At 68.4% G+C, this 26,151-nt stretch carries 27 protein-coding genes, 2 pseudogenes and 1 riboswitch; of the genes and pseudogenes, 21 read left to right on the plus strand and 8 right to left on the minus strand.

The window, feature by feature from the left end:
• Complete coding sequence (locus tag QFZ47_RS24670; RefSeq protein ID WP_307658138.1) at positions 1-498, plus strand: LapA family protein; 498 nt, start codon at positions 1-3, stop codon at positions 496-498.
• 9 nt (positions 499-507) lie between these two features.
• Here QFZ47_RS24670 and QFZ47_RS24675 read toward each other — a convergent pair whose 3' ends face one another.
• Positions 508-813 carry a c-type cytochrome gene (locus QFZ47_RS24675; RefSeq protein WP_215245210.1) on the minus strand — a complete coding sequence of 102 codons (306 nt, stop codon included), beginning with the start codon at positions 811-813 and terminating at the stop codon, positions 508-510.
• Positions 814-920: 107 nt separating this feature from the next.
• Between QFZ47_RS24675 and QFZ47_RS24680 the strand changes: the two genes are divergently transcribed.
• Positions 921-1,175, plus strand: coding sequence for a TIGR04438 family Trp-rich protein (locus QFZ47_RS24680; protein ID WP_307658139.1), 255 nt, complete (start codon positions 921-923; stop codon positions 1,173-1,175).
• A gap of 27 nt (positions 1,176-1,202) precedes the next feature.
• Here the strand turns inward: QFZ47_RS24680 and ilvD are convergent, their stop codons facing one another.
• Positions 1,203-2,897: a dihydroxy-acid dehydratase gene (gene ilvD / locus QFZ47_RS24685; protein WP_307658140.1), complete on the minus strand. Its 1,695-nt coding sequence runs from the start codon at positions 2,895-2,897 to the stop codon at positions 1,203-1,205.
• 104 nt (positions 2,898-3,001) lie between these two features.
• On the opposite strand from ilvD, the gene QFZ47_RS24690 reads away from it, so the two are divergent.
• The 6 genes from QFZ47_RS24690 (at position 3,002) to QFZ47_RS24715 (ending at position 9,779) form a co-directional block, all read left to right on the plus strand.
• Positions 3,002-3,946: a LysR family transcriptional regulator gene (locus tag QFZ47_RS24690; protein WP_307658141.1), complete on the plus strand. Its 945-nt coding sequence runs from the start codon at positions 3,002-3,004 to the stop codon at positions 3,944-3,946.
• A gap of 28 nt (positions 3,947-3,974) precedes the next feature.
• On the plus strand, positions 3,975-4,796 hold the full coding sequence (gene lgt / locus QFZ47_RS24695) for a prolipoprotein diacylglyceryl transferase (RefSeq protein ID WP_307658142.1): 822 nt from the start codon (positions 3,975-3,977) through the stop codon (positions 4,794-4,796).
• 125 nt (positions 4,797-4,921) lie between these two features.
• Entirely contained in the window at positions 4,922-5,590 is a 669-nt protein-coding gene (locus QFZ47_RS24700) for a GntR family transcriptional regulator (RefSeq protein ID WP_307658143.1), read from the plus strand.
• Between the two features lie 52 nt (positions 5,591-5,642).
• Complete coding sequence (locus QFZ47_RS24705; protein ID WP_307658144.1) at positions 5,643-7,115, plus strand: malonyl-CoA decarboxylase; 1,473 nt, start codon at positions 5,643-5,645, stop codon at positions 7,113-7,115.
• 75 nt (positions 7,116-7,190) lie between these two features.
• The gene (locus QFZ47_RS24710) at positions 7,191-8,180 is read left to right on the plus strand and encodes a Bug family tripartite tricarboxylate transporter substrate binding protein (protein ID WP_307658145.1); all 990 of its coding nucleotides are present in this window, start codon (positions 7,191-7,193) and stop codon (positions 8,178-8,180) included.
• Between the two features lie 63 nt (positions 8,181-8,243).
• Positions 8,244-9,779, plus strand: a complete 1,536-nt coding sequence (locus QFZ47_RS24715; protein WP_307658146.1) for a malonate--CoA ligase — start codon at positions 8,244-8,246, stop codon at positions 9,777-9,779.
• Here QFZ47_RS24715 and QFZ47_RS24720 read toward each other — a convergent pair.
• The gene (locus tag QFZ47_RS24720; RefSeq protein WP_307658147.1) at positions 9,776-11,479 is read right to left on the minus strand and encodes a serine hydrolase; all 1,704 of its coding nucleotides are present in this window, start codon (positions 11,477-11,479) and stop codon (positions 9,776-9,778) included. The two genes, QFZ47_RS24715 and QFZ47_RS24720, sit on opposite strands and share 4 nt — an antisense overlap.
• A gap of 76 nt (positions 11,480-11,555) precedes the next feature.
• On the opposite strand from QFZ47_RS24720, the pseudogene QFZ47_RS24725 reads away from it, so the two are divergent.
• Positions 11,556-11,719 (plus strand): annotated as a pseudogene (locus QFZ47_RS24725) (helix-turn-helix domain-containing protein); the annotation flags it as partial.
• 22 nt (positions 11,720-11,741) lie between these two features.
• Here QFZ47_RS24725 and QFZ47_RS24730 read toward each other — a convergent pair.
• From QFZ47_RS24730 to QFZ47_RS24745, 4 genes are all read right to left on the minus strand, one after another.
• Positions 11,742-12,167 carry a universal stress protein gene (locus QFZ47_RS24730; protein WP_307658148.1) on the minus strand — a complete coding sequence of 142 codons (426 nt, stop codon included), beginning with the start codon at positions 12,165-12,167 and terminating at the stop codon, positions 11,742-11,744.
• A gap of 76 nt (positions 12,168-12,243) precedes the next feature.
• A complete protein-coding gene (locus tag QFZ47_RS24735; RefSeq protein WP_307658150.1) occupies positions 12,244-13,065 on the minus strand; it encodes a sulfite exporter TauE/SafE family protein in 822 nt (273 codons plus the stop codon).
• Between the two features lie 282 nt (positions 13,066-13,347).
• Positions 13,348-13,671 carry a cell division protein ZapA gene (locus QFZ47_RS24740; protein WP_307658151.1) on the minus strand — a complete coding sequence of 108 codons (324 nt, stop codon included), beginning with the start codon at positions 13,669-13,671 and terminating at the stop codon, positions 13,348-13,350.
• Positions 13,668-13,892: a hypothetical protein gene (locus QFZ47_RS24745; RefSeq protein WP_012747655.1), complete on the minus strand. Its 225-nt coding sequence runs from the start codon at positions 13,890-13,892 to the stop codon at positions 13,668-13,670. The genes QFZ47_RS24740 and QFZ47_RS24745 overlap by 4 nt, the downstream gene beginning before the upstream one ends.
• Positions 13,893-13,962: 70 nt before the next feature.
• Positions 13,963-14,210: riboswitch (cobalamin riboswitch) on the plus strand.
• A 94-nt stretch (positions 14,211-14,304) separates the two neighbouring features.
• On the opposite strand from QFZ47_RS24745, the gene QFZ47_RS24750 reads away from it, so the two are divergent.
• The 12 genes from QFZ47_RS24750 to QFZ47_RS24805 are packed head-to-tail and all read left to right on the plus strand — an operon-like array spanning position 14,305 to position 25,055.
• Entirely contained in the window at positions 14,305-16,248 is a 1,944-nt protein-coding gene (locus QFZ47_RS24750; protein WP_370880612.1) for a TonB-dependent receptor domain-containing protein, read from the plus strand.
• Positions 16,233-17,642, plus strand: a complete 1,410-nt coding sequence (locus QFZ47_RS24755; protein ID WP_307658154.1) for a cobyrinic acid a,c-diamide synthase CobB — start codon at positions 16,233-16,235, stop codon at positions 17,640-17,642. The genes QFZ47_RS24750 and QFZ47_RS24755 overlap by 16 nt, the downstream gene beginning before the upstream one ends.
• Positions 17,632-18,207: a bifunctional adenosylcobinamide kinase/adenosylcobinamide-phosphate guanylyltransferase gene (locus tag QFZ47_RS24760; RefSeq protein ID WP_307658155.1), complete on the plus strand. Its 576-nt coding sequence runs from the start codon at positions 17,632-17,634 to the stop codon at positions 18,205-18,207. Before QFZ47_RS24755 ends, QFZ47_RS24760 begins: the two co-directional genes overlap by 11 nt.
• Positions 18,204-19,073, plus strand: a complete 870-nt coding sequence (locus QFZ47_RS24765) for an ABC transporter substrate-binding protein (protein WP_307658156.1) — start codon at positions 18,204-18,206, stop codon at positions 19,071-19,073. Before QFZ47_RS24760 ends, QFZ47_RS24765 begins: the two co-directional genes overlap by 4 nt.
• Positions 19,074-19,087: 14 nt before the next feature.
• Positions 19,088-20,098, plus strand: a complete 1,011-nt coding sequence (locus QFZ47_RS24770; RefSeq protein WP_307658157.1) for a FecCD family ABC transporter permease — start codon at positions 19,088-19,090, stop codon at positions 20,096-20,098.
• Positions 20,095-20,874, plus strand: a complete 780-nt coding sequence (locus QFZ47_RS24775; RefSeq protein ID WP_307658158.1) for an ABC transporter ATP-binding protein — start codon at positions 20,095-20,097, stop codon at positions 20,872-20,874. The genes QFZ47_RS24770 and QFZ47_RS24775 overlap by 4 nt, the downstream gene beginning before the upstream one ends.
• 28 nt (positions 20,875-20,902) lie before the next feature.
• Positions 20,903-21,472, plus strand: a complete 570-nt coding sequence (gene cobO, locus QFZ47_RS24780) for a cob(I)yrinic acid a,c-diamide adenosyltransferase (protein ID WP_307658159.1) — start codon at positions 20,903-20,905, stop codon at positions 21,470-21,472.
• Between the two features lie 4 nt (positions 21,473-21,476).
• A complete protein-coding gene (gene cbiB / locus QFZ47_RS24785; RefSeq protein WP_307658160.1) occupies positions 21,477-22,418 on the plus strand; it encodes an adenosylcobinamide-phosphate synthase CbiB in 942 nt (313 codons plus the stop codon).
• Positions 22,415-23,440, plus strand: coding sequence for an aminotransferase class I/II-fold pyridoxal phosphate-dependent enzyme (locus QFZ47_RS24790; protein ID WP_307658161.1), 1,026 nt, complete (start codon positions 22,415-22,417; stop codon positions 23,438-23,440). The genes cbiB and QFZ47_RS24790 overlap by 4 nt, the downstream gene beginning before the upstream one ends.
• A gap of 16 nt (positions 23,441-23,456) precedes the next feature.
• The gene (locus QFZ47_RS24795) at positions 23,457-23,810 is read left to right on the plus strand and encodes a CidA/LrgA family protein (RefSeq protein WP_307658162.1); all 354 of its coding nucleotides are present in this window, start codon (positions 23,457-23,459) and stop codon (positions 23,808-23,810) included.
• The gene (locus QFZ47_RS24800) at positions 23,807-24,538 is read left to right on the plus strand and encodes an LrgB family protein (protein ID WP_307658163.1); all 732 of its coding nucleotides are present in this window, start codon (positions 23,807-23,809) and stop codon (positions 24,536-24,538) included. Before QFZ47_RS24795 ends, QFZ47_RS24800 begins: the two co-directional genes overlap by 4 nt.
• A 40-nt stretch (positions 24,539-24,578) precedes the next feature.
• Entirely contained in the window at positions 24,579-25,055 is a 477-nt protein-coding gene (locus tag QFZ47_RS24805; RefSeq protein WP_307658164.1) for an OsmC family protein, read from the plus strand.
• Positions 25,056-25,072: 17 nt separating this feature from the next.
• Here QFZ47_RS24805 and QFZ47_RS24810 read toward each other — a convergent pair.
• Positions 25,073-25,988, minus strand: a pseudogene (locus tag QFZ47_RS24810) (LysR family transcriptional regulator).
• Positions 25,989-26,151 lie beyond the last annotated feature (163 nt).

Here is a 26,151-nt window from a genome sequence, read left to right on the forward strand (position 1 = left end):
ATGGGCGTGAGATCTGCTTTCCTTTTCGTCATCCTGCTGCTGATCGCGGCGCTTGCCGCACTCAACTGGGGAACGCTCTCGGCGCCGGTGCCGGTGTCGCTCGGCTTCATGACCGTGTCCGCCCCGCTGGGACTCATGATGCTGGGGCTGACGGTGGCCCTGGGCGTGTTCTTCCTGGTCTACGTGCTGTACCTGCACAGTTCGGTGCTGCTCGATGCCAAGCGCCACAACAGGGAAATGCAGGTGCAGCGCGACCTGGCCGACAAGGCCGAGGCCTCGCGCTTCACCGAGCTGCGCAATTTCCTCGAAGCGCAGGAAACCAAGCACATGGCGCAGAACGCCGATCGGCATGCCGCACTGCTGACGCGGCTCGGGCAGGTCGAGAGCGTGATCCGCCAGCGCTCGGAGCAGTCCGACAACACCGTGGCCGCGCACATCGGCCAGCTCGAAGACCGCATCGAGCGCAAGCCGCCCACGGACATCGATCCGCGGGTCTGATGAGCCTTATCAGCGCGCCAGCAGCACCCAGGCGGCCAGCTTCTTGGCGTCGGCTTCGCTGACCTGGGTGTTGGCCGGCATCGGCACCGGGCCCCAGACGCCCGAACCGCCCTTGATGATCTTCGCCGCCAGCATGTCGACGGCACCCGCGTTGCCCTTGTACTTGGCGGCCACGTCCTTGAAGGCGGGGCCGAGCACCTTGCGGTCCACCGCATGGCAGCTCATGCAGTTTTTCGACGTGGCCAGCGCCAGGTCGGCAAAGGCGGGTGCCGCCAGGCCGAGGCCGAGGACTGCGAAGGACAGGAGTCTTTTCATGGGGGCTTATTCGTAATGGCTGGGTTACATTCGATGCAACGCGATTGTAGGTAGCGCCGTGCACCGGCGTCCGGAAGCGTTGCCAACAAAACCCGGAGGGATTCGCGATGCTTTTTCTGCTGCTGGGCCTGCTTGCCGTGGGCCTCAAATACTTCGAGGTGGGCATGGTGGCCGGCTGGAGCTGGTGGATCGTGCTGTCGCCTTTTGCCATGGCCGTGGCATGGTGGGCATGGGCCGACTGGTCGGGCTACACCAAGCGCAAGGTCGTCGAACGCGAGGAAGCGCGCAAACAGGCGCGCATCGACCGCCAGCGCAGCAACATGGGCTTGCCGGCCAACAAGAGCCAGCGCCCGAAGCGCTGACCCGCGCGCAGGGTCAGCCCGGCTTCTTCAGAACTTGTCGAGCACCGCGCCCGAGCTTGCGCTGGAGGCGTTGAACGCGAACTTGGCCTGCACGCCGCGCGTGTAGCGCGGTGCCGGCGGCTTCCAGCCTTCGCGGCGCTTGGCCAGTTCGGCTTCGGGCACGTTGAGCTCGAGCACCAGCTTGTGCGCGTCGATGGTGATCGAGTCGCCTTCGTTCACGAACGCAATGGTGCCGCCCGCAGCCGCTTCAGGCGCGACGTGGCCCACCACCATGCCCCAGGTGCCGCCCGAGAAGCGGCCGTCGGTGATCAGGCCCACGCTTTCGCCCAGGCCGGCGCCGATCAGCGCGCCCGTGGGCGCCAGCATCTCGGGCATGCCCGGGCCGCCCTTGGGGCCAAGATAGCGCAGCACCATCACGTCGCCGGCCACGATCTTGCCGGCCAGGATGGCCTGCAGCGCCGACTGCTCGTCGTCGAACACGCGCGCCGGGCCGGTGATGACCGGGTTCTTCAGGCCGGTGATCTTGGCGACCGCGCCTTCGGGCGACAGGTTGCCCTTGAGGATGGCCAGGTGCCCTTCGGCGTACATGGGCTTGTCGATGGGGCGGATCACGTCCTGGTCGGCGCGCGGCACGTCGGGCACGTCCTTCAGCACTTCGGCGATGGTCTGGCCGCTGATGGTGATGCAGTCGCCATGCAAGAGGCCGGCGTTGAGCAGCACCTTCATCACCTGCGGAATGCCGCCGGCCTTGTGCAGGTCGACCGCGAGGTACTTGCCCGAGGGCTTCAGGTCGCACAGCACCGGCACCTTCTTGCGCATGCGCTCGAAGTCGTCGATGGTCCACTCCACTTCGGCCGCGTGCGCGATCGCCAGGAAGTGCAGCACCGCGTTGGTCGAACCGCCCGTGGCCATGATGACGGCCACGGCGTTCTCGATGGCCTTCTTGGTCACGATGTCGCGCGGCTTCAGGTCTTTCTTGATCGCCTCGATCAGCACCTTGGCCGATTCCTTGGCCGAGTTGGCCTTCTCGTCATGCGGGTTCGCCATGGTCGACGAGTAGGGCAGCGAGATGCCGAGCGCCTCGAACGCGCTCGACATGGTGTTGGCCGTGTACATGCCGCCGCAGGAGCCGGTGCCGGGAATGGCGCGCTTCTCGATCTCGTGCAGGTCCTCGTCGCTCATGTTGCCGGCGGCGTTCTGGCCCACGGCCTCGAACACGCTCACGATGTTGAGGTCCTGCCCCTTGTAGCGGCCCGGCAGGATGGTGCCGCCGTAGACATAGATGGCCGGCACGTTGGCGCGCAGCATGCCCATCAGGCCGCCGGGCATGTTCTTGTCGCAGCCGCCGACCACCAGCACGCCGTCCATCCACTGGCCGCCCACGCAGGTCTCGATGCAGTCCGAAATGACTTCGCGGCTCACCAGCGAATACTTCATGCCCTCGGTGCCCATGGCCATGCCGTCGGAGATGGTGGGGGTGCCGAACACCTGCGCGTTGCCGCCGGCTTCCTCGATGCCCGCGATGGCCGCGTCGGCCAGCTTCTGCAGGCCCGAGTTGCAGGGCGTGATGGTGCTGTGGCCGTTGGCCACGCCGACCATCGGCTTCTTGAAGTCGCTTTCCTCGTAGCCCATGGCGTAGAACATCGAGCGGTTGGGCGCGCGGCTCTTGCCTTCGACGATGTTGGCGCTGCGGCGGTTGATCTGGATTGGCTTGGTGTCCATGGTGTCTCTTGTGTCGTGGGGGAGATCGAGGGGAATTCCAAGTATCGGACTTCTCATTGATTCATTCCAATCCATTTTTATGCGCCGATTGATATGCTTGGCATATGAAAGATGCCTTGGTCGACCTGCGCGCCTGGCGCCAGTTCGTGGCCGTGGCCGAAGAGCTGCACTTCGGCCGCGCCGCATTGCGGCTGCACATGACCCAGCCGCCGGTGACGCAGGCCATTGCCCAGCTCGAAAAGACATTGGGCGTGGTGCTGTTCGACCGCACCCGCCGGCGCGTGGCGCTCACGCCCGCCGGCGAGGCGCTGCTGCCCGACGTGCGCGAACTGCTGGCGCGTGCCCAGGCGCTGCCGGCGCGGGCCCGCGCGGCGGCGGCCGGGCAGGTGGGGCGCGTGCGCATCGCCTTCGTCTCGACCGTCGGCTTCGAGCAGCTGCCGGCCTGGGTGCGCGAATTCCGCGTGCTCTGCCCGGAGGTGGCGCTCGAGCTGGTCGAAGCCACGGGCGACGTGCAGCTCGAGGCCTTTGCGCGCGGCGAGATCGACGCCGGCCTGATGCTCCATTCGCCGGGCGCCGCGCCGCCCGGGCTGGCGCGCCTGCTGGTGGAGGAAGAAGCGCTGGTGCTGGCCCTGCCGGCGCAGCACCGGCTCGCGCGCGCGCGGCCCGTGCCGCTGGCGGAGGCGCTGGCCGAACCGCTCGTGATCTTTCCGCGCCGCATCCTGCCGTCGCTGCACGATGCGGTCTTCGATCTCTACCACGCGGCGGGGCGCACGCCGCAGGTGGCGCAGGAGGCGATACAGATGCAGACCATCGTCAATCTGGTTTCCGGGGGCATCGGCGTGGCCTGGGTGCCGCACAGCGTGATGCAGTTCCGGCGCGCCGGGGTGGTCTATCGGCAGGCCGGCGAGTTCAAGGGCGTGGGCCGGCGCCGCGTGGCGCTTCCGGCCTGCGAAACCAGCCTCGTGTGGCCCGCGCAGGCGGCGCATCCGGCGCTGGCGCGCTTCGTGGAGTTCGTGCGGGAGCGCACGGGGCGGGCGCGGGCGAAGTAGTGGCCTTCCCCGGGGCACAATCTGCGCCATGCTCATGTATCCGCAGATCAATCCTGTCGCCCTGCAGCTCGGGCCCGTTGCCATTCACTGGTACGGCCTGACCTACCTGGCTGCGTTCGCGCTGTTCTATTTTCTCGGCACGCGCCGGCTGCACCACGAGCCGTACCGCTCGCTGGTCGGCCAAGGCGCCTGGCAGCGCAAGGACATCGAGGACATTCTCTTCCTGGGCGTGATGGGCGTGATCGTGGGCGGGCGGCTCGGCTACTGCCTGTTCTACAAGCCCGAGTTCTATCTCTCGCATCCGCTCGAAATCCTCTATGTGTGGCAGGGCGGCATGAGCTTCCACGGCGGCCTGCTGGGCGTGATCGGCGCGATGGTCTGGTTCGCGCATTCGCGCGCCCGGCCGTTCTGGCAGGTGATGGACTTCGTGTCGCCCTGCGTGCCCACGGGCCTGGCGGCGGGCCGCGTCGGCAACTTCATCAACGGCGAACTCTGGGGCCGCTTCAGCAGCCCCGACCTGCCCTGGGGCATGGTGTTTCCGCAGAGCGGCTCGATGCTGCCGCGCCATCCCTCGCAGGTCTACCAGTTCCTGCTCGAGGGGCTTCTTCTGTTCGCCATCATGTGGCTCTATGCGCGCAAGGAACGCAAGCAGGGGCAGGTGGCTGCGGTGTTCCTGATCGGCTACGGCGCGCTGCGCTTCATTGCCGAATATTTCCGCGAGCCTGACGACTTCCTGGGCCTGCGCGCGCTCAACCTGAGCCAGGGGCAGTGGCTCAGCGTGCCGATGGTGGTGTTTGGTATCGGCCTGTGGGTCTGGGCCGCGCAGCGCCGCCGGCCGGCGAGCGCCTGAGCGTCGGGTGCTCCGGGTAAGCCCGGCTGCGCAATTTGCGCGCGGCCCTTGCGCTGCACCCCATGCAGGCTCACAATTATGCGTAATTACAGGAAATTACGGGTAACGAACTCCCTTCGCCTCTCATGCGCCTGGTCCCCAACTCCCTGCACGACGAAGTCGCCGCCACACTGCGCGAGCAGATCTTCGCGGGCGCGCTGGTGCCGGGCAGTTTCCTGGACGAGGCCGCGCTGTGCGAGCGGCTGTCGATCTCGCGCACCCCCTTGCGCGAAGCGCTCAAGGTGCTGACCGCCGAGGGCCTGCTGCGCCATGAGCCGCGGCGCGGCTGCTTCGTGCGCGAGGTGACGGAGCGCGATCTCGACGAGATATTTCCCGTCATCGCGCTGCTCGAAGGCCGCTGCGCCTACGAGGCGGCCCGCAACGCGAGCGATGCGGAGCTGAACGAACTCGACGCGCTGCACGAACGGCTGGTGCGCCACGCCAAGGCCAAGCGCATCAACGACTACTACGCCACCAACCACCTGATCCACGAGGCCATCATCCAGCTGGCCGATAACAAGTGGCTGGCGCAGGTGATTGGCGATCTGCGCAAAATTCTCAAGCTGGCACGGCTTCAGCAATTGCATGCGCCGGGCCGGCTCGAGCAGAGCCTGTCGGAGCATCTGGCGGTGTTCGCGGCGCTCAAGGCGCGCGACAGCGAGGGCGCGGACGCGGCCATGCGCACGCACCTGACACGGCAGCGCGAGGCGCTGCGCGAAGTGGCGCGGCAACAGAAATCCCGGGTGATGTCATGAATGACGGCGTGAAGGAAGGCATCACCGCATTCCACAGCATTGGAGTTTGTCGATGAGTGCGACCGAATGGTTCCAGGCGCGGCTGCGCTCTGGTGAAAAGTCCGGCAACAAGGTGCCCGTGGCACCCGAGGGCGCGGCCCGCAGCGCGCCCAAGACCGCCGCGAAGCCCAGCGTGCGCTCGACCGCCGAGCGCATGCAGGCCACGCTGCGCAAGGCCGACGAAGCCTTGTCGCCGCGTGCCTTGCGCCGCGTGCTCGCGGCCTTGCAGGCCGTGATCGATCCGCGCGTGAGCGAGGTCGAGGGCGGGCGCCGGGCCCATGCCATTGCACGCGAATATGCCGCCGCCACGCCCGAGGAGCGGCGCGACTACTGGGCGCTGATGAGCGAGCATTTCGCCGCCGACCCGCACAAGCTCAAGTCCGCGCGCGACCAGCACCAGGCCGCCGTGGGAACAGCCGACGAAGGCCAGGCCGAGTTGAAGCTGCGGCGCGCGCTGGTGTCGCCGCGCATGCGCCTCTTGCAGCGTTTTGCGGTCGAGCCCGAGGGCATGCGCTTCCTGGTCGACCTGCGCGCCGAGCTGCTGCCTTTCCTGAAGTCCGACAAGCGGCTCATCGCACTCGATGCCGAACTGGAGCATCTGTTCTCCACCTGGTTCGACGTGGCGTTCCTCGAACTGCGCCGCATCGACTGGCATTCGCCGGCTTCATTGATCGAGAAGCTGATCCGCTACGAGGCCGTGCACGACATCAAGAGCTGGACCGACGTGAAGAACCGGCTCGACGACAGCGACCGCCGCTGCTACGGCTTCTTTCATCCGCGCCTGCCCAACGAGCCGCTGATCTTCGTCGAGGTGGCGCTGGTCGACCGCATCAGCGACGGCATCACGCCGCTGCTCGACGAAGCCGCCGTACCGATCCAGCCGGCCAAGGCCACCACCGCCGTCTTCTATTCGATCAGCAACACCCAGAACGGGCTGCGCGGCGTGAGCTTTGGCGATTCGCTCATCAAGCGCGTGGTCGAGACGCTGCAGGACGAACTGCCGCGCCTGAAGATCTTTGCCACGCTGTCGCCGATCCCGGGCTTTCGCACCTGGCTCGCCAGGAATGCCGCGGAGCTGCTGCCACGGCTGGACGAAAAGCGCGAGGCCGAGCTCGGCCGCCTTGTCGGTTCGCTGCCGCCGACCGCCGAGCGCCTGCTCGCCGCGGTGGATGCGCCCGCCACGCTCGATGCCAAGTCGCCGCTGCGCCAGTGGCTTTTGCAGGCCGCCGCCGAATACCTGGGCCACACGCTGATCGACGGCACGCCGGCCGATCCGGTGGCGCGCTTCCACCTGGGCAATGGCGCGCGCGTGGAGCGGCTCAACTGGGCCGGCGATCCGTCGCCCAAGGCGCAGAAGCAGTCGTACGGCCTGATGGTCAATTACCTCTACGATCTCAAGCGCCTCGACAAGCATCGCGCATGGCTCGCCGAGGGCAAGGTGGCGGTATCGGGGGATGTTGAAAGCCTGTTCTTCAAAAAAGGCTGAGTTCTGAAAAAAGAAGCCCGGCGCGCGATGCGCCGGCCCGCATGGTGCGGAATCCACAACGACAGGAGATGACAGATGACTCAGAGTTTTCAGCGACGCGACATACTGCGCCTGGCCGCAGCCGGTGCAGCCGTTCTGTGCAGCGGCGCAGGTGCGCAGGGGGGTAACTGGCCGACGCGGCCGGTCAACATGGTCGTGCCGTTTCCGGCCGGCGGCGGCACCGACGCCTTCGCGCGACCGCTCTCGGCCCAGTTCGCCAAGATCACCGGCCAGACGCTGGTCATCGACAACCGCGGCGGCGCCGGCGGCACCGTGGGCGCCAGCATTGCATCGAAGGCCCAGGCCGACGGCTACACGCTCTTCATGGGCGCGGTGCACCACGCCATTGCGCCATCGATCTATCCCAAGCTCGACTACGACCTCGAGAAAGACTTCGTGCCGCTGATGCTGCTGGCCAACGTGCCGCAGGTGGTGGTGGTCAATCCGCGCCGCGTCACGGCCAATACGCTGCAGGAACTCGTGGCCGCCGCCAAGCGCAATCCCGGCAAGCTCAACTACGGCTCGGCCGGCGCGGGCACCTCGCACCACCTGGCGGGCGAACTGTTCAAGCTGCAGACCGGTACTTTCATCACGCACATCCCGTACCGCGGCGCGGGGCCGGCGCTGTCCGACCTGATTGCCGGCAACGTCGACCTGATGTTCGACGGCCTCGGCTCTTCCGCCCAGCACATCAAGGGCGGGCGCATCAAGGCGCTGATGGTGGCCGGCAGCAAGCGCAACCCGGCGTTCCCCGACGTGCCCTGCGCGGCCGAGGTCGGCCTGCCCGACTACACGGTCACCACCTGGTACGGCCTGTGGGCGCCCAAGGGCACGCCGGCCGACGTGCAGGCGCGCATCGTCGACGACATGAAGAAGGCCCTTGCGACCGACGAGCTCAAGGCCATCTGGGCCCAGAACGGCTCCGAAATCCCGAGCCTCACCATGGCTTCGTACGGCGGCTTCGTGAGCTCCGAGATCAAGCGCTGGGCCGCGGTGGTGAAGGCCTCGGGCGCCAAGCTGGAGTAGCGCGCGGCCGCGAGCTTCCACGCCCAGAGAGCACACCGAATTTCCGACGTAGTACCTGCCCCGATGAAGACGAAAGCCAATCCCAACTTGTTCGCCGCCCTGCGCGCGGCCTTTCCCGCCGAGCTCGACGGCATTGCCGTGGAAACCGACAACGGGCTGTTCTATTCGTGGCGCGACCTCGATCGCGCCAGCGCAATGATCGCCAACCTGTTCGGCGCGCTGGGGCTGGAGGAGGGCGCCCGCATCGCGGTGCAGGTCGAGAAATCGGTCGAGGCGATGATTCTCTATCTCGCTACGCTGCGCGCAGGCTACGTGTTCCTGCCGCTCAACACCGCCTACCAAAGCGCCGAGATCGAATACTTCATCGGCAACGCCGAGCCGGCCGTGGTGGTGTGCACCAGCCGCAATGCCGCGTGGGTCGGGCCCATCGCCAGCGTGGCGGGCACCCGGCATGTGTTCACGCTGGACGACGACCGCACCGGCACGCTGCTGGAGCTGGCCGCGCAATGCAGCGACCGGCATGAGGTGGCGCGCAAGAATCCCGACGACCTGGCCGCCATCCTCTACACCAGCGGCACCACCGGCCGCAGCAAGGGCGCGATGCTCACGCATGGCAACCTGCTGTCGAACGCCGAAGTGCTCAGGGACTACTGGGGCTGGACAAAAGGCGACGTGCTGATCCACGCGCTGCCGATCTTCCATGTGCATGGCCTTTTCGTTGCGCTGCACGGCGCGCTGCTCAATGGCAGCAAGATGATCTGGCTCTCCCGGTTCGATCCGAAGCGCGTGGTCGAGAAGCTGCCCGAGGCGACCGTGTTCATGGGCGTGCCCACGCTCTACGTGCGGCTGCTGGCCGAGCCCGGCCTCACGCGCGAGGCGGTGCGCAACATGCGGCTGTTCGTCGCGGGTTCCGCGCCCCTGCTCATCGAGACCTTCGACGAATGGCGCGAACGCACCGGCCACACCATCCTCGAGCGCTACGGCATGAGCGAGACCATCATGCTCACCTCCAACCCCTACAGCCCCGCGCAGGGCGAGCGCCGCGGCGGCACGGTGGGCTTCGCCTTGCCGGGCGTGCAGCTGCGCGTGCGCGACGACACCGGCCGCGACTGCACCACCGACGAGATCGGCAACATCCAGGTCAGCGGCCCGAACGTGTTCGCGGGCTACTGGCGCATGCCGGAGAAAACGAAGGAAGAGTTCACCGCCGATGGTTTCTTCAAGACCGGCGACGTCGGCAAGATCGACGGCCGCGGCTACATCACCATCGTCGGGCGCAGCAAGGACCTGATCATCAGCGGCGGCTACAACGTCTACCCGGCCGAGATCGAGGGCTACATCAACGAGCTGCCCGGCGTTGCCGAAAGCGCGGTGGTCGGCGTGCCGCACCCCGACTTCGGCGAGGTGGGCGTGGCCATCGTGATCGCCAAGGCGGGCGGGGCACTCGACGCCGATGCCATCGTGGCGGAACTCAAGTCGAAGCTCGCGAACTTCAAGATTCCCAAGCGCTGCTTCGTCGTGCCCGAGCTGCCGCGCAACACCATGGGCAAGGTGCAGAAGGCGCTGCTGCGGGAGCAGCACAAGGGGTTGTTCGCCTAAGTCTTCGCCATCCTCGGTGCGAGGGCGGTGACGCGAGGTTCGTGGAAGATGAGCGCGTCCACCGCATCGGGTGAAGGCCGGCGGAATTCCACGCCAAAGCCCTCGAGCGTATCGACGCGGAAGCTGCGTCCGTCGGCCGGCAGCAGGCGTAAGGTCGGCTGGCCCGGGATCGTCATGCCGAGCTCGCCCCGCGCGTCGAGCCTGATCTCGATCACGCGGCCGCTGTGCAGGTAGTCGCCGGCGCACAGCCGCCGGAACGCCGGGTCCAGCACGTCGCCGGCGGCGGCGCGATGGAACACGATGTCGTCCACCATTTCCTCGAACGGTATCTCGATGCGATCGATGCGGCCTTGCCGGTCGTAGCGGAAGGTGAACGTCCGGTTGCTGGGGTGCAGCACCGTCGGCCGGTCCGGGGTGATGAACACGTCGTAATGGCGGTGCTCGAGCTTCTCCTCGACACCGCGCCAGCGCCAGGCGAGCCCGTCCGCTTCCCTGTCGATGCGCAGGCGTCCATAGGCCGAGTGATCGTAGTCGCCGACGTAGTCGTCGAGCGGATGGCTCGGGTGGGTTCCGCTCCTGCGGACTTCCGCTCTCGCGTTCTTGTCGAGCGCCTGCTGTTCGAGGGCCTGCTTGCGCTTGGGTGCCAGACGCCCGAACCAGTCGACCGGCTCGCGGCCGCAGATGCGGTCGAGCACCGCATAGGTGAGGATCGCCTGGACGCTCCCCGGCGTGCGGTTCGTCAGCACCACGACGCCCGCGCGGCGGTCGGGCTGCATCGTCATGAGCGTGCTCCAGCCGGTCCACGAGCCCGAGTGCGCGACGGTGCGCTCGCCGCGGTACTGCTCGCAGAAGAGGCCGAGGCCGTAGTGCGAGTCGCCGATCTCGGCGTATTGGGAGCGTCCCATGTGCACGCGCGGGATCGTCATTTCGCGCAGCGCCTGGGTCGAAAGCAGTTGCTGTCCATGCGCCTTGCCATCGAGGAGAAAGCGCGCCCACTTCGCAAGATCGGCCACCGAGGCGTTGATGCCGCCGGCCGGCGTTGCGCGGATCGGCGACAGCGGCGTGCGATACCGCTCGTCGCCGTCCATCGCATGCGGACGCGCAGCGTCTTCGGCAGCCGCGAGGGCCTCGATGGAGAAGCCGAAATGGCTGAAGCCCAGCGGCTTCATCAGGCGCTCGGTCGTGAAGTCCTGGTAGCTCTGGCCGCTGATGCGCTCGGTGACCATCCCGGCGACCAGGTAGCCGAGGTTCGAGTACTGGAAGGTGTCGCGCAGGTCCTTGTTCGGCGCCAGGTGTCTGAGCGCGGCCAGCATCTGCGCGTTGCTCAGGTCGCCGGGCATGTGGATCCAGTCGTGCCGCGGCAGCCCGCTGTGGTGGCACAGCAGGTCGCGCACCGTCAGCCGCTCGGTCGCCACCGGATCGTGCAGGCGGAATTCGGGAATCACCTCGCGCACCGGCCGCTCCCAGTCGAGCTTGCGTTCGTCCACCAGCAGGCCGAGTCCGGCCGCGGTGAACGACTTGGTGATCGAGCACAGCAAAAATTGCGTGTCGATGGTCACGGGCAGGTCCGTGTCGGTGTCGCGCACGCCGTAGCCCTTGAGCACGGCGATCTCGCCGTCCTGGATGACGGCCAGCGCGAGCCCGGGCACTTTCCATTCCTGCATCGAGGCTTCGACGAGGCTGTCGAGATCGCTCCACATGGTCGGGGTCCTTGCCTTTGCCTTTGTGTAGGGCCGCGCATCCTACGGCATCCCCGGAATGAGGGGACCTCTACGCCGTGCCCAGGAAGCCTGCAGCCGCGACCTGCTCAAGCCGCGCCTGGCCGGCCGGTGGCCGACATTGCCTACGGCCGCGGCTTCAGCGATGCGGCGCACTTCAGCCGCGCGTTCCGCGAGCGCTTCCGCTGCTTGCCGCGCGAGTGGCGGCGGCAGCGCATCCAATGGAAGAGGAGAACGCTCGCCGCTACTGCACGAGCAGCACCGAGATGTCGGTCTCGGAGATCACCTTGGTGGCCACCGAGCCCATCAGCGCGCGGCCGAAGATGCCGTGGCCATGGGTGCCGAGCACGATGAGTTCCGAGTGCGCCGCGGCCGCCGCCTTGAGGATTTCCTCGGCCGCGTGGCCGTGGCGCTTGTCGATCGTGTAGTTGCTCACGCCATTTTCCGCCAGCAATGCGGCCACGGGGTCGAGCACCTTGGCGTTTTCTTCGGCGTAGTAGTCGGCGATCACCTCCTTGCTGAGGTGGCGGGCCACGTGGCCCGAGACGCCGGTGGAGACATGCACGATGACCAGTTCATGGCCATCCACGAACATGGCGCGGTTGGCCAGCAGGTAGTTGAGCGCCTTGTGCGTATAGGCGCTGCCATCGACGGCGATGAGGATTTTCATGAGCCCGTTATACGGCCAGGGCCCGGGCATCGCAACGGGTTTCACCCCAGACCCGAGGGGCTTTCAAGATCCTCTTCTAGCCCTGCAGGCCCTTCCAGAGCATGTAGGCCGCAAGCAGGTACAGGATGCTCGCGAAGACGCGCTTGAGCTTCTTCACCGGCAGGTTGTGCGCCGCCTTCGCGCCCAGCGGCGCGGTGAGCACGCTGCACAGCGCGATGACCGCGAGCGCGGGCAGCCAGATGTAGCCGAACGAGCCGGCCGGAAGGCCCTGCACCGACTGCCCGCTCACCACGTAGCCCAGCACGTTGGCCACCGCAATCGGAAAGCCGAGCGCGGCGCTGGTGGCCACGGCGTTGTGGATGGAGATGTTGCACCAGGTCATGAATGGCACGCTGACGAAGCCGCCGCCCGCGCCGACCAGGCCCGAGATGAAACCGATGGCGCCGCCCGCCGACAGTTGCCCCGCGGTGCCCGGCATCTGGCGCGTGGGCTCGGGCTTGCGGTCGAGGAACATCTGCGTGGCGGAGAAGCCCACGAACAGCGCGAAGACGATGGCGAGCACCGTGCCCTTGAGCAGCGCGAACACGCCGAGGCTGCCCAGCAGGCTGCCGATGACGATGCCGGGCGCGAGGCGCCGCACGATGTCCCAGCGCACCGCGCCGCGCTTGTGGTGCGCGCGCACGCTGGACACCGAGGTGAAGATGATCGTGGCCATCGAGGTGGCAATGGCCATCTTCACTGCAAGATCGGAAGCCACCCCGCGGTGCCCCATGATGATCGTGATGAACGGCACCATGAGCATCCCGCCGCCGATGCCCAGCAGCCCCGCCAGGAAACCGGTCCCCAGGCCAAGCGCGGCCAGTTCGGCGATCAGGAGAGGGTCGAGCAGGGAAGTCACGCAGCGGAGCCTTGAAAAAAAGCAACGGCCCCGTGCAGCGCATGCAGGGGCCGTGTGAACGGAAAAAGGTGTCTGCAAGTGGGCGCCGAACCCGCATCCTGAACCAGGGTTCAGGTGGGCGAGGGCAGCAAGACTTCGGGTTCATCTAACGCGAGATGATCACACCCGTCAAGCGATGTACCAAGCCCGGCTCCGGAGAGCATTGGAACAAGGAAATATTAAGCCCGACGCGCACCGCAGACAGTTCGGATTTTACGCCTCCGGCGACCGGGGCGCTTCCGGTCAGAGTAAATGGTCATCGCCCGCGAGGGCCTGATCGAGTTTCTGAATGAGTTGGGCGGCCCGGGAATCGGCGTCGCCGCCGTCTGCCGCGGGAGCCGCAGCCACGGAAACCGGCGCGGCCGCTTGCTGTGCGGCCAGGTCGAAAGCCAGGTTCAGCGAAGCGAGCACCGCGATGCGGTCGCGTGCCTTCACCTTGCCCGCATCGCGGATCTTGCACATGGCTGCGTCCACGCGCTCGACGGCTTCGCGCAGTTGCGCCTCGCCGCCGTCGGGGCAGCCGAGCAGATAGCTCTGGCCCATGATCTGAACTTCAATCTGCTTCATGCGGGGGAATCTTGGGAAGGGGGTTCGGCCGGCAGCCGCTCGAGCAGTGCATCGAGCCGCGTGCGGGCCGCGGCCAGCCGCGACTTCAGCGCGTCGCGCTCGCGCGTGAGCGCTTCGACCTGCTCCTGCAGCAGCGCATTGGTGCGCTGCACCTCTTCATGACGCACGAGCAGGCGTTCCACACGCTCGGCGATCTGGTCGATGGGGCTGGAGGCGGGCATGGTTGGCGATTGTAGTTTCCCCGGCCGGCCACGGGCGGCGCAACTTTTGGCTTACCGTGCCGGCGCAGGCCCTAAAATCCTGCGCGTTGGTGCCTGCGGCGTGGTTCACACGCCGCGGTTCAACGGGAAGCAGGAGTGAACGCCCCCCGGAAACGGACAAGGCCGAAGCCGCCTGCGCTGCCCCCGCAACGGTCAAGCAGTCGACGCCGCAAGCGTCAACCTCATCCATCGAGCCACTGGGTGCCCTGAAACAGGCACCTGGGAAGGCGGTGAGGCCGCACTGCCAGCCCGGATACCGGCCAACGAGGCGGCTGCCGCATGCGCGATCGATTGTCGATGCAAGAGGCAGCCATTGCGCCCAAGCGCTGGCGGGGAGGCCGGCGACGGGCATAGACGTTCGTTCGGTCCCTTCATGAATTCCTGTGGTTCCCTTTTCCTCGGCCGCGTTCCTGCGCGCCGTCGCCGCCTTGCCTGCCTGCCGCTTGCGCTGGCCTCTGCTTTCGGCGGCATGGCACTGCTTCAGTTGCCCTCGATCGCGCACGCCCAGCAGGCAGCGCCGGCACTCGGCGAAACCGTGGTCACGGCCAACCGCACGCCGCAGCCGCTGTCGGACCTGGTGGGCGACGTGTCCGTGGTCGACCGCCAGACCATCGAGCGCAGCGGCGCAGTCGGCGTGGCCGATGTGCTGGCGCGCCTGCCGGGCATCGAGATCACGCGCAACGGCGGCGTGGGCAACACCACCAGCCTGTACATCCGCGGCGCCGAGACGCGCTTCACGGCCGTCTACATCGACGGCGTGCGCGTCGATTCGCAATCGACCGGCGGTGCCGGCTGGGAAAGCATTCCGCTCTCGCAGATCGACCGCATCGAAGTGCTGCGCGGCCCGGCCGCCGCGGTGTACGGCTCCGATGCCGTGGGCGGCGTGATCCAGCTCTTCACCCGACGTGGCGAAGAGGGCGTGGCGCCCTATGCGGGCATCGGCTTCGGCAGCCATGGCCTGCGCAAGGCCGAGGCGGGCGTGAGCGGGAAGTCGGGCGATTTCGACTACTCGCTGGGTGTGGCGCACGAGGAAAGCAGGGGCTTCAACGTGCTGCCGATGGACAAGCGCACGCCCTCGAAGGACGGCTTCACCAGCCCCGACCGTGACGGCTACCACAGCAATTCCGGCAACCTGCGGCTGGGCTATCAGCTCGCCCCGAACCAGCGGCTGGAAGCCACGCTGCTGTACAGCGACATCGAGGCCGGCTACGACGCGCCAGTCAGCTTCAGGACCCGGCCGCCGATCCTGTTCAAGAACGACATCTCGAACAACACGCTGCGCACGGCCGGGCTCTCGTGGTCGGCCAAGTGGAACGACATCTACAGCACGCGCGTGCAGGTTACCGATTCGCAGTCGGTCTACAAGACGCAGCCTTCGTTCTACCGCACCGAGACCAATCTGCGCGGCTATCTGTTCCAGAACGAGTTCCGCTTCGGCCCGCACCTGGTGACGGCCACGCTCGAGCGGCGCGAAGACGCGCTCGAGAATGCGCCCACCACCAGCAGCGGCCTGTTCTCGAACAAGCGATCGCAGGATGCGGTCTCGCTCGGCTACGGCTTCGTGCAGGGCGCGCATTCGCTCCAGCTGCACGTGCGCCATGACGACGACAGCGAATTCGGCGGCAAGACCACCGGCAGCGCGGCGTATGGCTACGCGATCACGCCCAGGCTGCGCGCCACCGTCTCGGCCGGCACGGCCTTCCGCGCACCCACGCTGTACCAGCGCTTCAGCGAATACGGCACGGCAAGCCTCAGGCCCGAGTCGAGCCGCAACGTGGAGCTCGGCCTGCAGTACACCGACGGCGGCACGCATGCGGGCATCGTCGTCTACCAGAACCGCGTCAACAACCTGATCGTGTTCGACGGCTCGGCCACCAACTGCCGCTCCGGCTTCGGCTGCTATGCCAGCGCGGCGCGTGCCCGCTACCAGGGCGTGACGCTGTCGGGCGGCCACCGCATCGGCGACCTGACCCTGCGCGCATCGGTCGACTTCCAGGATCCGCGCGACCTGGAAACCGACAACCTCCTCGCACGCCGCGCGCGACGCCACGGCACGCTGGGGGCCGACTGGCGCATCGCCGGCTGGACGCTGGGCGCCGAGCTGCAATCGTCGAGCAAGCGCTTCGACGATGCGGCCAACACGCGCACCCTGGGCGGCTATACCGTGCTGAACCTGGTGGCCAGCACGCAGATCACACGCGACATCGGCCTGGTGGCCCGCGTCGACAATGTGGGCGACAAGGACTACACGCTTGCACGCGGCTACGCCACCGGCGGCCGCAATGCCTACATCGGCCTGAAGTGGACACCGCAATAAGCCAGCCCGGCGCCAACAGCGGACCGATCGCTGCGCACAGCTGCGCCGCCGTGCTGGTGGCGGCGCCGGCCTCTGGGCAGGGCAAGACCACCGTGGCGGCCGCGCTGGCGCGGCTGCATGCGCGCCAGGGCCGGCGCGTGCGGGTCTTCAAGTGCGGGCCCGACTTCCTCGATCCGTACTGGCTGGCGCTCGCCAGCGGCGCGCCGGTGCATTCGCTCGACCTCTGGATGACCGGCGAGGCGGATTGCCGCAGCCGGCTGCATGCGGCAGCGGCCGAAGCCGACCTGCTGATCGTCGAAGGCGTCATGGGTCTGTTCGACGGCAACCCCAGTGCCGCGGACCTGGCCGAGCGCTTCGGCCTGCCGGTGCTGGCCGTGATCGATGCGCAAGCCATGGCTGGCACCTTCGGCGCACTGGCGTACGGGTTGCAGAACTTCCGCCCCGCGCTGCCCTGGGCCGGTGTGCTGGCCAACCGCGTGGCGAGCGAGCGGCATGCCGGCATGCTGAAGGAGGCCTTGCGCGAACCGGCGCAATGGCTCGGCGGCCTGCCGCGCGGCGCCGATTTCGAGCTGCCCGAGCGGCACCTGGGCCTGGTCGCCGCACATGAACTCGGCGACGCAATGGCGCGGCTCGATGCGGCCGCCGATGCGATGGCCGCCACGCCCCTTGGCAAGCGGCCGCTTGCCGAATGGCCGCAGGTGCGCTTCGAAGCTGCTGCGGCCGAGCCGCCGGTGCGCATCGATCCGCTGCTGCAGGGCCGCACCGTCGCGGTCGCACGCGATGCGGCTTTTGCGTTCATCTATCCGGCCAACCTCGATGTGCTCGCGGCGCTGGGTGCGCGGGTCGTGTTCTTCTCTCCGCTTGCCGGCGACGCGCTGCCCGCATGCGATGCGCTCTGGCTGCCCGGCGGCTATCCCGAGCTGCATGCCAAGGCGCTGTCCGCCAGCGATTCCATGCGCGCGTCGCTGGCCGCGCATGTCATTGCGGGCAAGCCGGTATGGGCCGAGTGCGGCGGCATGATGTCGTTGTTCGAGCAACTGGAAACGGCCGATGGCGCATTGCACGCACTCTGGGGCCTGCTGCCGGGCCGGGTCGCGATGCACAGGCGGCTCGCCGGCCTCGGGCCGCAGCAGCTCAAGCTGGGCGCCCACACGCTGCGCGGCCACACCTTTCACTATTCGAGCTGCGAAACGCCGCTGGTGCCGGCGGCCTTCACCGGCAGGCCGGGCGCGGATGCCCGCACCGGAGAGGCCTTCTACGTGCACGGCCCGGTGCGGGCGAGCTATTTTCATGCGTGGTTCGCGTCCAGCCCCGAAGCCACCGCCCGGCTGTTCGGCGCGATGCCGATCGAGCTGGAACGCGAGAACTCGGAGATCGATACGCATGCCCGTTGAACACGAATTCATCCTCGGCGGCCAGAAGAGCGGCAAGTCGCGCCGCGCCGAACAGCGCGCCGCCGAGTGGCTGGCCGAGGCGCCCGCATTGCGCCGCGCCGTGCTGATTGCCACCGCCCAGGCCCATGACGACGAGATGCGGGAGCGCATCGTGCGCCACCAGGCCGACCGCGCGCGCCGCGTGCCGGCCATGCGAACCGTGGAAGAACCGGTCGAGCTGGCGCGCGCCATCGTCACCCAGAGTTCGCCCGAGACGCTGGTGGTGGTCGACTGCCTCACGCTCTGGCTCACCAACCTGCTGATGCCGCTGCGCTCCGAGACCGCGCGGCCGGTCACGCGCACGCCGGCGGCGCATGCCGCGATGCTGCTCGTGGCGCTGCGCGAAGCGCGCGGACCGGTGGTGCTGGTCGGCAACGAGATCGGCCTGGGCGTGATTCCGCTCGGCCGCGAAACGCGGGCCTTCGTCGATGCGCTGGGCCGCATGAACCAGGACGTGGCGGCCGCCTGCGGCCGGGTCACGCTGATGGCGGCCGGCTTGCCGCTGACCTTGAAGGCGCCCGCATGACAGCCCGCTGGATCCGGTGTTTTTCGGCGGCCCTTGGCCTTGGCCTTTTTGCGCTGGCCGCGCACGCCCTCGACGTGGTCGACGAGCGCGGCGTGACGGTGAGCCTGCCGCAGCCGCCGCAGCGCATCGTCACGCTGCTGCCGTCGCTGACCGAAGGGGTCTGCGCGCTGGGCGCGTGTTCCCGCCTGGTGGGCGTCGACAACTATTCCAACTCGCCGAACGCGGTGCGCGCCCTGCCGCAACTGGGCGGTGGGCTCGACCCGAACGTCGAAGCCATCGTGGCGCTGCGGCCCGATGCGGTGCTGCTCGCCAAGTCCTCGCGCGTGACGCAGCGGCTCGAGGCGCTGGGCCTCAAGGTGCTGGTGCTCGAACCCAAGAGCCACGCCGACGTGCGGCGCGTGCTCGACAAGCTCGACCAGGTGCTCGGCACCCGCGAGGCGCCGAACATCTGGCGCGTGATCGATGCCGGCGTGTCGGCCGCGGCACAGTCGCTGCCGGCCGGCGCGAAGGGCCAGCGCGTCTACTTCGAGGTCAACAGCGCGCCCTACGCGGCGGGCGAGTCGTCGTTCATCGGCGAGACGCTCACGCGGCTGGGCATGAAGAACATCGTGCCGGCTTCGCTCGGGCCCTTTCCCAAGCTCAACCCCGAGTACGTGGTGCGCGCCAATCCCGATCTCATCATGGTCAGCGTGCGCAGCGCGGCGGGCATGGAGCAGCGCCCGGGCTGGGGCGGCATCCGCGCAGTGCGCGAAGGGCGCATCTGCCGCTTCGACGCCGCGCAGTCGGACGTGCTCGTGCGCCCCGGCCCGCGCATGGACGAGGCCGCACGGCTGATGGCGCGCTGTATCGCGGAGAAGGCCGGCTGAGCCGCGGCATCTTCATGCACACCAAACATCAACGCCGCGTCTGGCTGTTCGGCATTGCCCTGCTGGGCCTGGGCGGCGCGCTGGCGGTGCTCGGGCTGGGCATCGGCAGCACCGGCTTCGAAAGCCTGCGGGCGGCGTGGCGCGATCCGGTGGCGCTGCGCATCGTCTGGGACATCCGGCTGCCGCGCACGCTGGGCGCCTGGCTCGCGGGCGCGCTGCTCGGGCTCGCGGGTTCGGTGGCGCAGGGGCTGTTCCGCAATCCGCTGGCCGACCCTTATCTGCTGGGCAGCGCCTCGGGCGCCTCGCTGGGCGTGGCGGTGGCGCTGCTGCTGTTCGGTGGCTCGGCCGCCAGCACGCAATGGGCGATGCGCCTCGGGCTCACCGGCGCGGCCTTCGTGGGCGCGGTGTGCGCGGTGATGCTCACGCTGGTGCTCGCGCGCGGCGTGCAGCAGACGCTGCGGCTGCTGCTCGCGGGCGTGATCGTCGGCGTGGTGCTCGGCGCCGCCAAGGACCTGATCACCATCGCCTCGGCCGACATCCTGCAGGCCATCCAGGGCTTCATCCTCGGCAGCACCGGCCTGGTCGGCTGGAGCGCCTGCGCGGTGATGGCCGCGGTCGGCGCGGTGTGCCTGCTGCTGGGCTGGGCGCTTGCACCGGTGCTCGACGGCCTTGCGCTCGGCGAAGCGACGGCCCGCAGCCTGGGCCTGCCGCTGGGCGCGATGCGCGCCACGCTGGTGGTGGTGCTTGCGCTGGCTACCGGCGCGGCCGTGGCGCAGACCGGCCTCATTGCCTTCGTGGGCCTGGCCGCGCCGCACCTCGTGCGCTCCGTGGTCAAGACCACGCACGCGGGACTGATCGTGCTGTCGGCCGCGATGGGCGGCCTGCTGCTGATGGCGGCCGATTTGCTGGCACGCTGGCTCGTCGCGCCGCAGGAACTGCCAGTGGGCGTGCTCACGGCCGTGCTCGGCGGCAGCTATCTGCTGTGGCTGATGCACAGGCGCGGCGCACGGAGTGGTGTGGCATGAGCCAGATCCCCGCACTCGAAGCCCGCGGCTTGAGCGCCACGCTCGGCAATGCCGAGGTGCTGCACGGCATCGACCTGAAGCTCGGTGCCGCGCGCTGGACCAGCGTGGTCGGGCCCAACGGCGCGGGCAAGTCGACCCTGCTCAAGGCGCTGGCGGGCCTGCTCGCACACCGCGGCGAAGTCTTTCTTTTCGGCGAGGCATCGGCCAGGGTGCCGGGCCGCATCCGCGCGCAGCGCCTTTCGTGGCTGGGCCAGAGTGGCGCGGCGGGCGAGGGCAGCGCTGATGACCTGATGGTCTACGACATCGCCATGCTCGGCCGCCTGCCGCACCAGCGCTGGCTCGCAGCGCCGAGCATCGCCGACCGCGAGGCCGTGGAGCGCGCGCTGCGCAGCACCCAGGCCTGGGACTGGCGCGAACGGCCGCTCGGCCAGCTCTCGGGCGGCGAACGCCAGCGCGTGCTGCTGGCGCGCGCGCTCGCGGTCGAGGCCGAGCTGCTGCTGATGGACGAGCCGCTTGCCAACCTCGACCCGCCGCACCAGGCCGACTGGATGCAGACCACGCGCACGCTGGTGGCCCAGGGCCGCACCGTGGTCAGCGTGCTGCACGAACTGCCGATGGCGCTGGCCGCCGACGAGCTGGTGGTGATGAACCATGGCCGCGTGGTGCACCACGGCGGCAGCAGCGACCCGGCCACCCACGCCGCGCTCGAACAGGTGTTCGACCACCGCATCCGCGTGCACCGCGTGGCCGATCAGTGGATCGCGCTGCCGAACTGACGATGAACATCAATACAGGGCCCGCCTCATGCAAATCGAAACTCCCCCCAGCGAAAAGCCCTACGACAAGGCCGAAGGCGAACGCCGCGGCGTCGTCATCGTCAACACCGGCGACGGCAAGGGCAAGAGCACCGCGGCCTTCGGCCTGGCGCTGCGCGCGCACGGCCGCGGCAAGGCGGTGAAGATCTACCAGTTCATGAAAGTGCCTTCGGCGCGCTTCGGCGAGCACCGCATGTTCGAGCAGATCGGCATTCCGATCGAAGGCCTGGGCGACGGCTTCAGCTGGAAGAGCCAGGACCTCGAACACTCGGCCCAGCTTGCGCGCGACGGCTGGGAAAAGGCCAGCGCGGCCATTCTTTCGGGCGAGTTCTTCCTGGTGGTGCTCGACGAGATCACCTATCCGCTGATCTACGGCTGGCTGCCGCTCGAAGGCGTGCTCGAAACGCTGCGCACGCGGCCCAGCCATGTGCATGTGGTGCTCACCGGCCGGCGCTGCCCGCCCGAGATCGTCGAGCTGGCCGACACCGTGACCGAGATGGCCATGGTCAAGCACGCATTCAAGGCCGGCATTCCGGCGCAGCGCGGCATCGAGGACTGAGCGGGTGCCCACCGTCGCAGCGCTGTGGCTGGCCTTGGCCGTCGATCGCTGGCTGGGCGAACCCGCCGCGCGCTGGCATCCCGTGGTGTGGATGGGGCGCTACCTCGGCTGGGCCGGCTCCCGCATGGCGCCGCGCGCGGCCGATGCGAAGCCGCGCGACTTGCCGCTGTTCCTGGCCGGAGCGCTGGCCTGGGGCGTGGGCGCGACGCTGGTTGGCGCGCTGGCGCTGGCATTGCAGGCAAGCGCCGCGCAATGGCTGCCCGGCTGGGCAGCGGCCGTGGTGCTGGCCCTGGCGCTGAAGCCGCTCTTTGCATGGCGCATGCTGCGCGCCGAAGTGCTTGCCGTGGAGGCGGCGCTGGCCGTGTCGCTGGAAGCGGGCCGCGCGCAGCTCGCCCGGCTCGTGAGCCGGGACGTCAGCGCCCTCGGCGAGCGCGAGGTGCGCGAAAGCGCGATCGAGTCGCTGGCTGAGAACCTCAACGATTCGCTCGTGGCGCCGCTGTTCTGGTTCGTGCTGCTGGGCCTGCCGGGCGCGGCGGTCTATCGCTTCGCCAACACGGCCGATGCGATGTGGGGCTACCGCGGCGAGCGCAACGGCCGCGACTGGAACTGGTTCGGAAAATGGGCCGCGCGCGCCGACGACGTGCTTTCGTGGCTGCCGGCACGGCTTACGGTGCTGCTGCTTGAGCTGGCGGCATGGCGCTGGCCATCGGGCCTGGCACGCGAGGCGCGCCGCACGCCATCGCCCAACAGCGGCTGGCCGATGGCGGCGATGGCATTGCTGCTCGGCGTGCGGCTTGCCAAGCCCGGCGTCTATGCCTTGAATGCCGAGGGGCGGCCAGCCGATGCGGCCGATACGCAGCAGGCCGCGCGATGGGGCGGCAGGGCGGTGCTGGCAACGGCCGCTTGTGCATCATTGGCCATCTTCGCGGCAACCTACTGGGCATGACACCGGAACACACGACATCCACCGACCTGCTGCATGGCGGCCCCGACGCCGCGGGCACGGCCTGGCACGATTTCTCGACCAACGGCAACGCGACGGGCCCGTGCCCCGCGGTGCTTGCCGCGCTGCGTGCGGCCGACGCGGCGCATTACCCGGACCCGGGCTACACGGCGCTGCGCCGCGCATTGGCTAAGTTTCACGGCGTGGCTGCCGAACGCATCGTGATCGCGGCGAGTGCGAGCGAGTTCATTCACCGCATCACTGCGGCCGTTGCGCAGGGCGGTGGCCGGCAGGTCTTGTTGCCGGCGCACAGCTATGGCGACTACGAGCGTGCGGCGTCGGCCTGGGGCTTGCAGGTGCAGCGGCCTCCACAGCCGCACCGCGAGGCGGCGCTGCGCTGGTGCTGCGAGCCTTCGAGCCCGCTGGGCCAGGCACAGGCCGATCTTGCGCTGCATGCAGCGGCCGGCGGCGCCTGCGTGCTCGACCTGGCCTACGAACCGCTGCGCCTCGAAGGCGGGGCATCGCTCGACGCGGCGCAGCGCAACCGCGTCTGGCAGCTGTGGACGCCCAACAAGGCCATGGGCCTGACGGGCATCCGCGCCGCCTATGCCATCGCACCCGAAGGCGATGCCGCCGCGCCGCTGAAGCAGCGCCTCGAGCGGCTGGCTCCCTCGTGGCCGGTGGGCGCCCACGGCGTGGCGCTGCTCGAGACCTGGATCGGCGACGAGGCACAAGCCTGGCTCGCCCGAAGCCTGCGCACCCTGCGCGAATGGAAAGCGCAGCAGCGCGCCCTCTGCGAATCGCTGGGATGGCAGTGCCTGCCGAGCGACGCCAATTTTTTCTGCGCGCGCACCGATGCGCCTTACCCGCGGCTGGCCGCCGCGCTGCGCGCCGATGGCATCAAGCTGCGCGACTGTGCATCATTCGGCCTGCCGGGCCATGTTCGGCTCGGCGTGCTGCCGCCGCAGAGCCAGCAGGCGCTCAAGGAGGCCTGGACGCGCGCCGCGGCTTCGGCCGAACCTTGAAAGCCAGGACATCCGCATGCTCTACGCCATCACCGCGCTCTTTCTTTGCCAACTGGCCGGCGAACTGCTCGTGCAGTGGCTGGGCCTGCCGATTCCCGGTCCGCTGATCGGCATGCTGCTGCTGTTCGTCGTGCTGCTCGTGCGCGGCGGCGTGCCCGAGGCATTGAGCGAGACCTCGGGCCATCTGCTGCGCAACCTCATGCTGCTGTTCATCCCGGCGGTGACCGGCGTCATGCTGCACTTCGAACGGGTGGGGCGCGAATGGCTTCCGTTCCTTGCGGCCGGCATTGTGGGCGCGGCCTTCACCATGGCTGTGACCGCGCTCACCTTGCGCTGGATGATCCGCATCACCGGCAAGGATGCCGAATGACCCCGCCCGCAAAGCTGTCCGAGATCTGGGTTTTTCTTGCGCAGTCGCCGCTGCTGTGGCTGTCGCTCACGCTGCTGGCCTACCTGGGCGCGCTGTGGCTGCACCGGCGCAGCGGCGCCAACCCGGCGGTGAATCCGGTGCTGGTGTCGGTGATCGTCATCGTGGGCGTGCTGCTCGTCACGCGCACGCCTTACGACACGTATTTTGAAGGCGCCAAGTTCGTGCACTTCCTGATCGGACCGGCCACCGTGGCGCTGGCCGTGCCGCTGTATGGCCAGCTCGGGCGGCTGCGGCGGCTGTGGCTGCCCATTGGCGTGGCGCTGCTGGTGGGCTCGGTGGCGGCCATCGTGTCGGCCATCGGCATTGCCTGGGCGCTGGGCGGATCGCACGAACTGCTGATGTCGCTCGCGCCCAAGTCGGCCACCATGCCGATCGCGATGGGCGTGGCCGAGAAGATCGGCGGGCTGCCGTCGCTGGCCGCGGTGGCGGCGGCAGTCGCGGGCATCTCGGGTGCCATCATGGCCACTGGCCTCTTGAACCTGCTGCGCATCAGGGAACCCGCGGTGCGCGGCTTTGCGGTGGGCATGGCGGCGCACGGCATCGGCACTGCGCGGGCCATCCAGGTGAACGAAACGGCCGGCGCTTTCTCTGCGCTGGCCTTGGGACTCAACGGCATCGCGACGGCGCTGCTGGTGCCGTTGCTGATCAGGCTCGCCGCCTTCTTCTGACGCAGAATGGTGCTCCCCCATTGGCGCAGGAGAGCAAGGCATGGCCCAGTACACCGCAGAAATCCTCTGGCAGCGAGGCGACCAGGACTTCCTCGGCAACACCTACAGCAGAAGGCATTCGCTGCGCTTCGATGGCGGCGCGGAAGTGCCGGGCTCCTCGTCGCCGCACGTGGTGCCGCTGCCCATGTCCGATGCGGCGGCGGTCGACCCGGAAGAGGCCTTTGTCGCATCGCTCTCGAGCTGCCACATGCTGTGGTTCCTCACCATGGCGGTGAAGCGCAAGTTCAATGTCGACCGCTACTTCGACGCGGCGAGCGGCCTCATGGAAAAGAACGCCGAAGGCAAGCTCGCGATGACGGTGGTCACGCTTCGGCCGGAGGTGAGCTTCTCTGGCGCGAACCTGCCCACGCGCGATCAGGTCGAACACATGCACCACCGGGCGCACGAGGAGTGCTTCATCGCCAACTCGGTGAAGACCGAGGTGCGTTGCGAACCGGTCTTCGCCGCGGTCGCCTGAGGCGCGGCAGGCGGACTTCAGCGCCGCTGCAGCCGCGGATTCTTCGCGAACAGCTCGGCCGCCCAATCCACGAACGCCCGCACCTTCGCGCTCAGGTGGCGGTTGGGCGGGTAGACCACATGGATCGGCAGCGGCTCGCGCTGCCAGTCGGGCAGCACCTCGATCAGTTCGCCGCTTTCCAGCAGCGGCTCGGCCATGAAGGTGATGCACTGTGAAATGCCGAAGCCGCCGAGCACCGCCGCCATGTGGGCGTTGCTCTCGTTGACCGACACGCGGTAGGGGCCGTTGAGCTCGATGTATTCGTCGCCCTTCTTGAACTCGTGCGGGTAGATGCGCCGCGTGCTGCCCGAAAAGTAGCTCACCACGTGGTGCCGCTTCTCGATGTCGTTCGGATGCTGCGGAACGCCGTAGCGCTTGACGTACGCAGGCGACGCCACGGTCACGAAGTGCAGGGTGCCGATGCGCCGGGCCACCAGCGACTGGTCGCTCAGTTCGCCGGCCCGGATCACGCAGTCGACGTTGTCGCTGATGAGGTCGACCGGACGGTCGCTCACGCCCAGGTCGACCTGGATGTCCGGATAGCGGTCGCAGAAGGTGGCCAGCGCGGGCAGGATGATCAGCCGCGCCACCGAAGTGCCGATGTCGATGCGCAGCCGCCCCGTGGGGTTGGCCTGCGCGTTGGTCATGCTGGCCTCGATGTCGTCGAAGTCGTTCAGCAGGCGCGCCGCGCGCTCGAAGTAGGCCGCGCCGTCGGGCGTGACCGTGACGCGCCGCGTGGTGCGGTTGAGCAGCTTCACCCGCAGGCGCGATTCCAGCGCCTGGATCTGCTTGGTGACCGTTCCCTTGGGCAGGGCGAGCGAGTCCGCGGCCCGGGTGAACGTGCCCCGCTTCCACCACGCGGACAAAGATCCGCATTGCCTGGATTTGATCCATTGATGAATGTTCCTGGGAGCCCGGCCATTGCCGAGAGGACGCGGATTCTCACACAAGGTGACAATCCCCCAGCGTTTCCCGGATTGTTAGCCGTTTGGAAACAGAGTAGGGGCAGCTTGCCTGTTTAACGCCACACTGGCCGCCTTATATTTCGACTATCGCC

This window comes from Variovorax paradoxus (genome assembly GCF_030815975.1).
Lineage (GTDB): Bacteria > Pseudomonadota > Gammaproteobacteria > Burkholderiales > Burkholderiaceae_C > Variovorax > Variovorax paradoxus_N.

What these genes read in the sequence shown, in the direction of transcription:
- QFZ47_RS24775 (WP_307658158.1), top strand. Translation starts at nt 20,095, where the DNA reads ATGAGCCAGATCCCCGCACTCGAAGCCCGCGGCTTGAGCGCCACGCTC.
- QFZ47_RS24680 (WP_307658139.1), top strand. Translation starts at nt 921, where the DNA reads ATGCTTTTTCTGCTGCTGGGCCTGCTTGCCGTGGGCCTCAAATACTTC.
- ilvD (WP_307658140.1), bottom strand. Translation starts at nt 2,897, where the DNA reads ATGGACACCAAGCCAATCCAGATCAACCGCCGCAGCGCCAACATCGTC.
- QFZ47_RS24690 (WP_307658141.1), top strand. Translation starts at nt 3,002, where the DNA reads ATGAAAGATGCCTTGGTCGACCTGCGCGCCTGGCGCCAGTTCGTGGCC.
- QFZ47_RS24710 (WP_307658145.1), top strand. Translation starts at nt 7,191, where the DNA reads ATGACTCAGAGTTTTCAGCGACGCGACATACTGCGCCTGGCCGCAGCC.
- QFZ47_RS24760 (WP_307658155.1), top strand. Translation starts at nt 17,632, where the DNA reads ATGCCCGTTGAACACGAATTCATCCTCGGCGGCCAGAAGAGCGGCAAG.
- QFZ47_RS24670 (WP_307658138.1), top strand. Translation starts at nt 1, where the DNA reads ATGGGCGTGAGATCTGCTTTCCTTTTCGTCATCCTGCTGCTGATCGCG.
- QFZ47_RS24740 (WP_307658151.1), bottom strand. Translation starts at nt 13,671, where the DNA reads ATGAAGCAGATTGAAGTTCAGATCATGGGCCAGAGCTATCTGCTCGGC.
- QFZ47_RS24700 (WP_307658143.1), top strand. Translation starts at nt 4,922, where the DNA reads ATGCGCCTGGTCCCCAACTCCCTGCACGACGAAGTCGCCGCCACACTG.
- QFZ47_RS24765 (WP_307658156.1), top strand. Translation starts at nt 18,204, where the DNA reads ATGACAGCCCGCTGGATCCGGTGTTTTTCGGCGGCCCTTGGCCTTGGC.
- QFZ47_RS24730 (WP_307658148.1), bottom strand. Translation starts at nt 12,167, where the DNA reads ATGAAAATCCTCATCGCCGTCGATGGCAGCGCCTATACGCACAAGGCG.
- QFZ47_RS24805 (WP_307658164.1), top strand. Translation starts at nt 24,579, where the DNA reads ATGGCCCAGTACACCGCAGAAATCCTCTGGCAGCGAGGCGACCAGGAC.
- lgt (WP_307658142.1), top strand. Translation starts at nt 3,975, where the DNA reads ATGCTCATGTATCCGCAGATCAATCCTGTCGCCCTGCAGCTCGGGCCC.
- QFZ47_RS24750 (WP_370880612.1), top strand. Translation starts at nt 14,305, where the DNA reads ATGAATTCCTGTGGTTCCCTTTTCCTCGGCCGCGTTCCTGCGCGCCGT.
- QFZ47_RS24770 (WP_307658157.1), top strand. Translation starts at nt 19,088, where the DNA reads ATGCACACCAAACATCAACGCCGCGTCTGGCTGTTCGGCATTGCCCTG.
- QFZ47_RS24715 (WP_307658146.1), top strand. Translation starts at nt 8,244, where the DNA reads ATGAAGACGAAAGCCAATCCCAACTTGTTCGCCGCCCTGCGCGCGGCC.
- cobO (WP_307658159.1), top strand. Translation starts at nt 20,903, where the DNA reads ATGCAAATCGAAACTCCCCCCAGCGAAAAGCCCTACGACAAGGCCGAA.
- QFZ47_RS24795 (WP_307658162.1), top strand. Translation starts at nt 23,457, where the DNA reads ATGCTCTACGCCATCACCGCGCTCTTTCTTTGCCAACTGGCCGGCGAA.
- QFZ47_RS24675 (WP_215245210.1), bottom strand. Translation starts at nt 813, where the DNA reads ATGAAAAGACTCCTGTCCTTCGCAGTCCTCGGCCTCGGCCTGGCGGCA.
- QFZ47_RS24800 (WP_307658163.1), top strand. Translation starts at nt 23,807, where the DNA reads ATGACCCCGCCCGCAAAGCTGTCCGAGATCTGGGTTTTTCTTGCGCAG.
- QFZ47_RS24705 (WP_307658144.1), top strand. Translation starts at nt 5,643, where the DNA reads ATGAGTGCGACCGAATGGTTCCAGGCGCGGCTGCGCTCTGGTGAAAAG.
- QFZ47_RS24790 (WP_307658161.1), top strand. Translation starts at nt 22,415, where the DNA reads ATGACACCGGAACACACGACATCCACCGACCTGCTGCATGGCGGCCCC.
- QFZ47_RS24745 (WP_012747655.1), bottom strand. Translation starts at nt 13,892, where the DNA reads ATGCCCGCCTCCAGCCCCATCGACCAGATCGCCGAGCGTGTGGAACGC.
- QFZ47_RS24720 (WP_307658147.1), bottom strand. Translation starts at nt 11,479, where the DNA reads ATGTGGAGCGATCTCGACAGCCTCGTCGAAGCCTCGATGCAGGAATGG.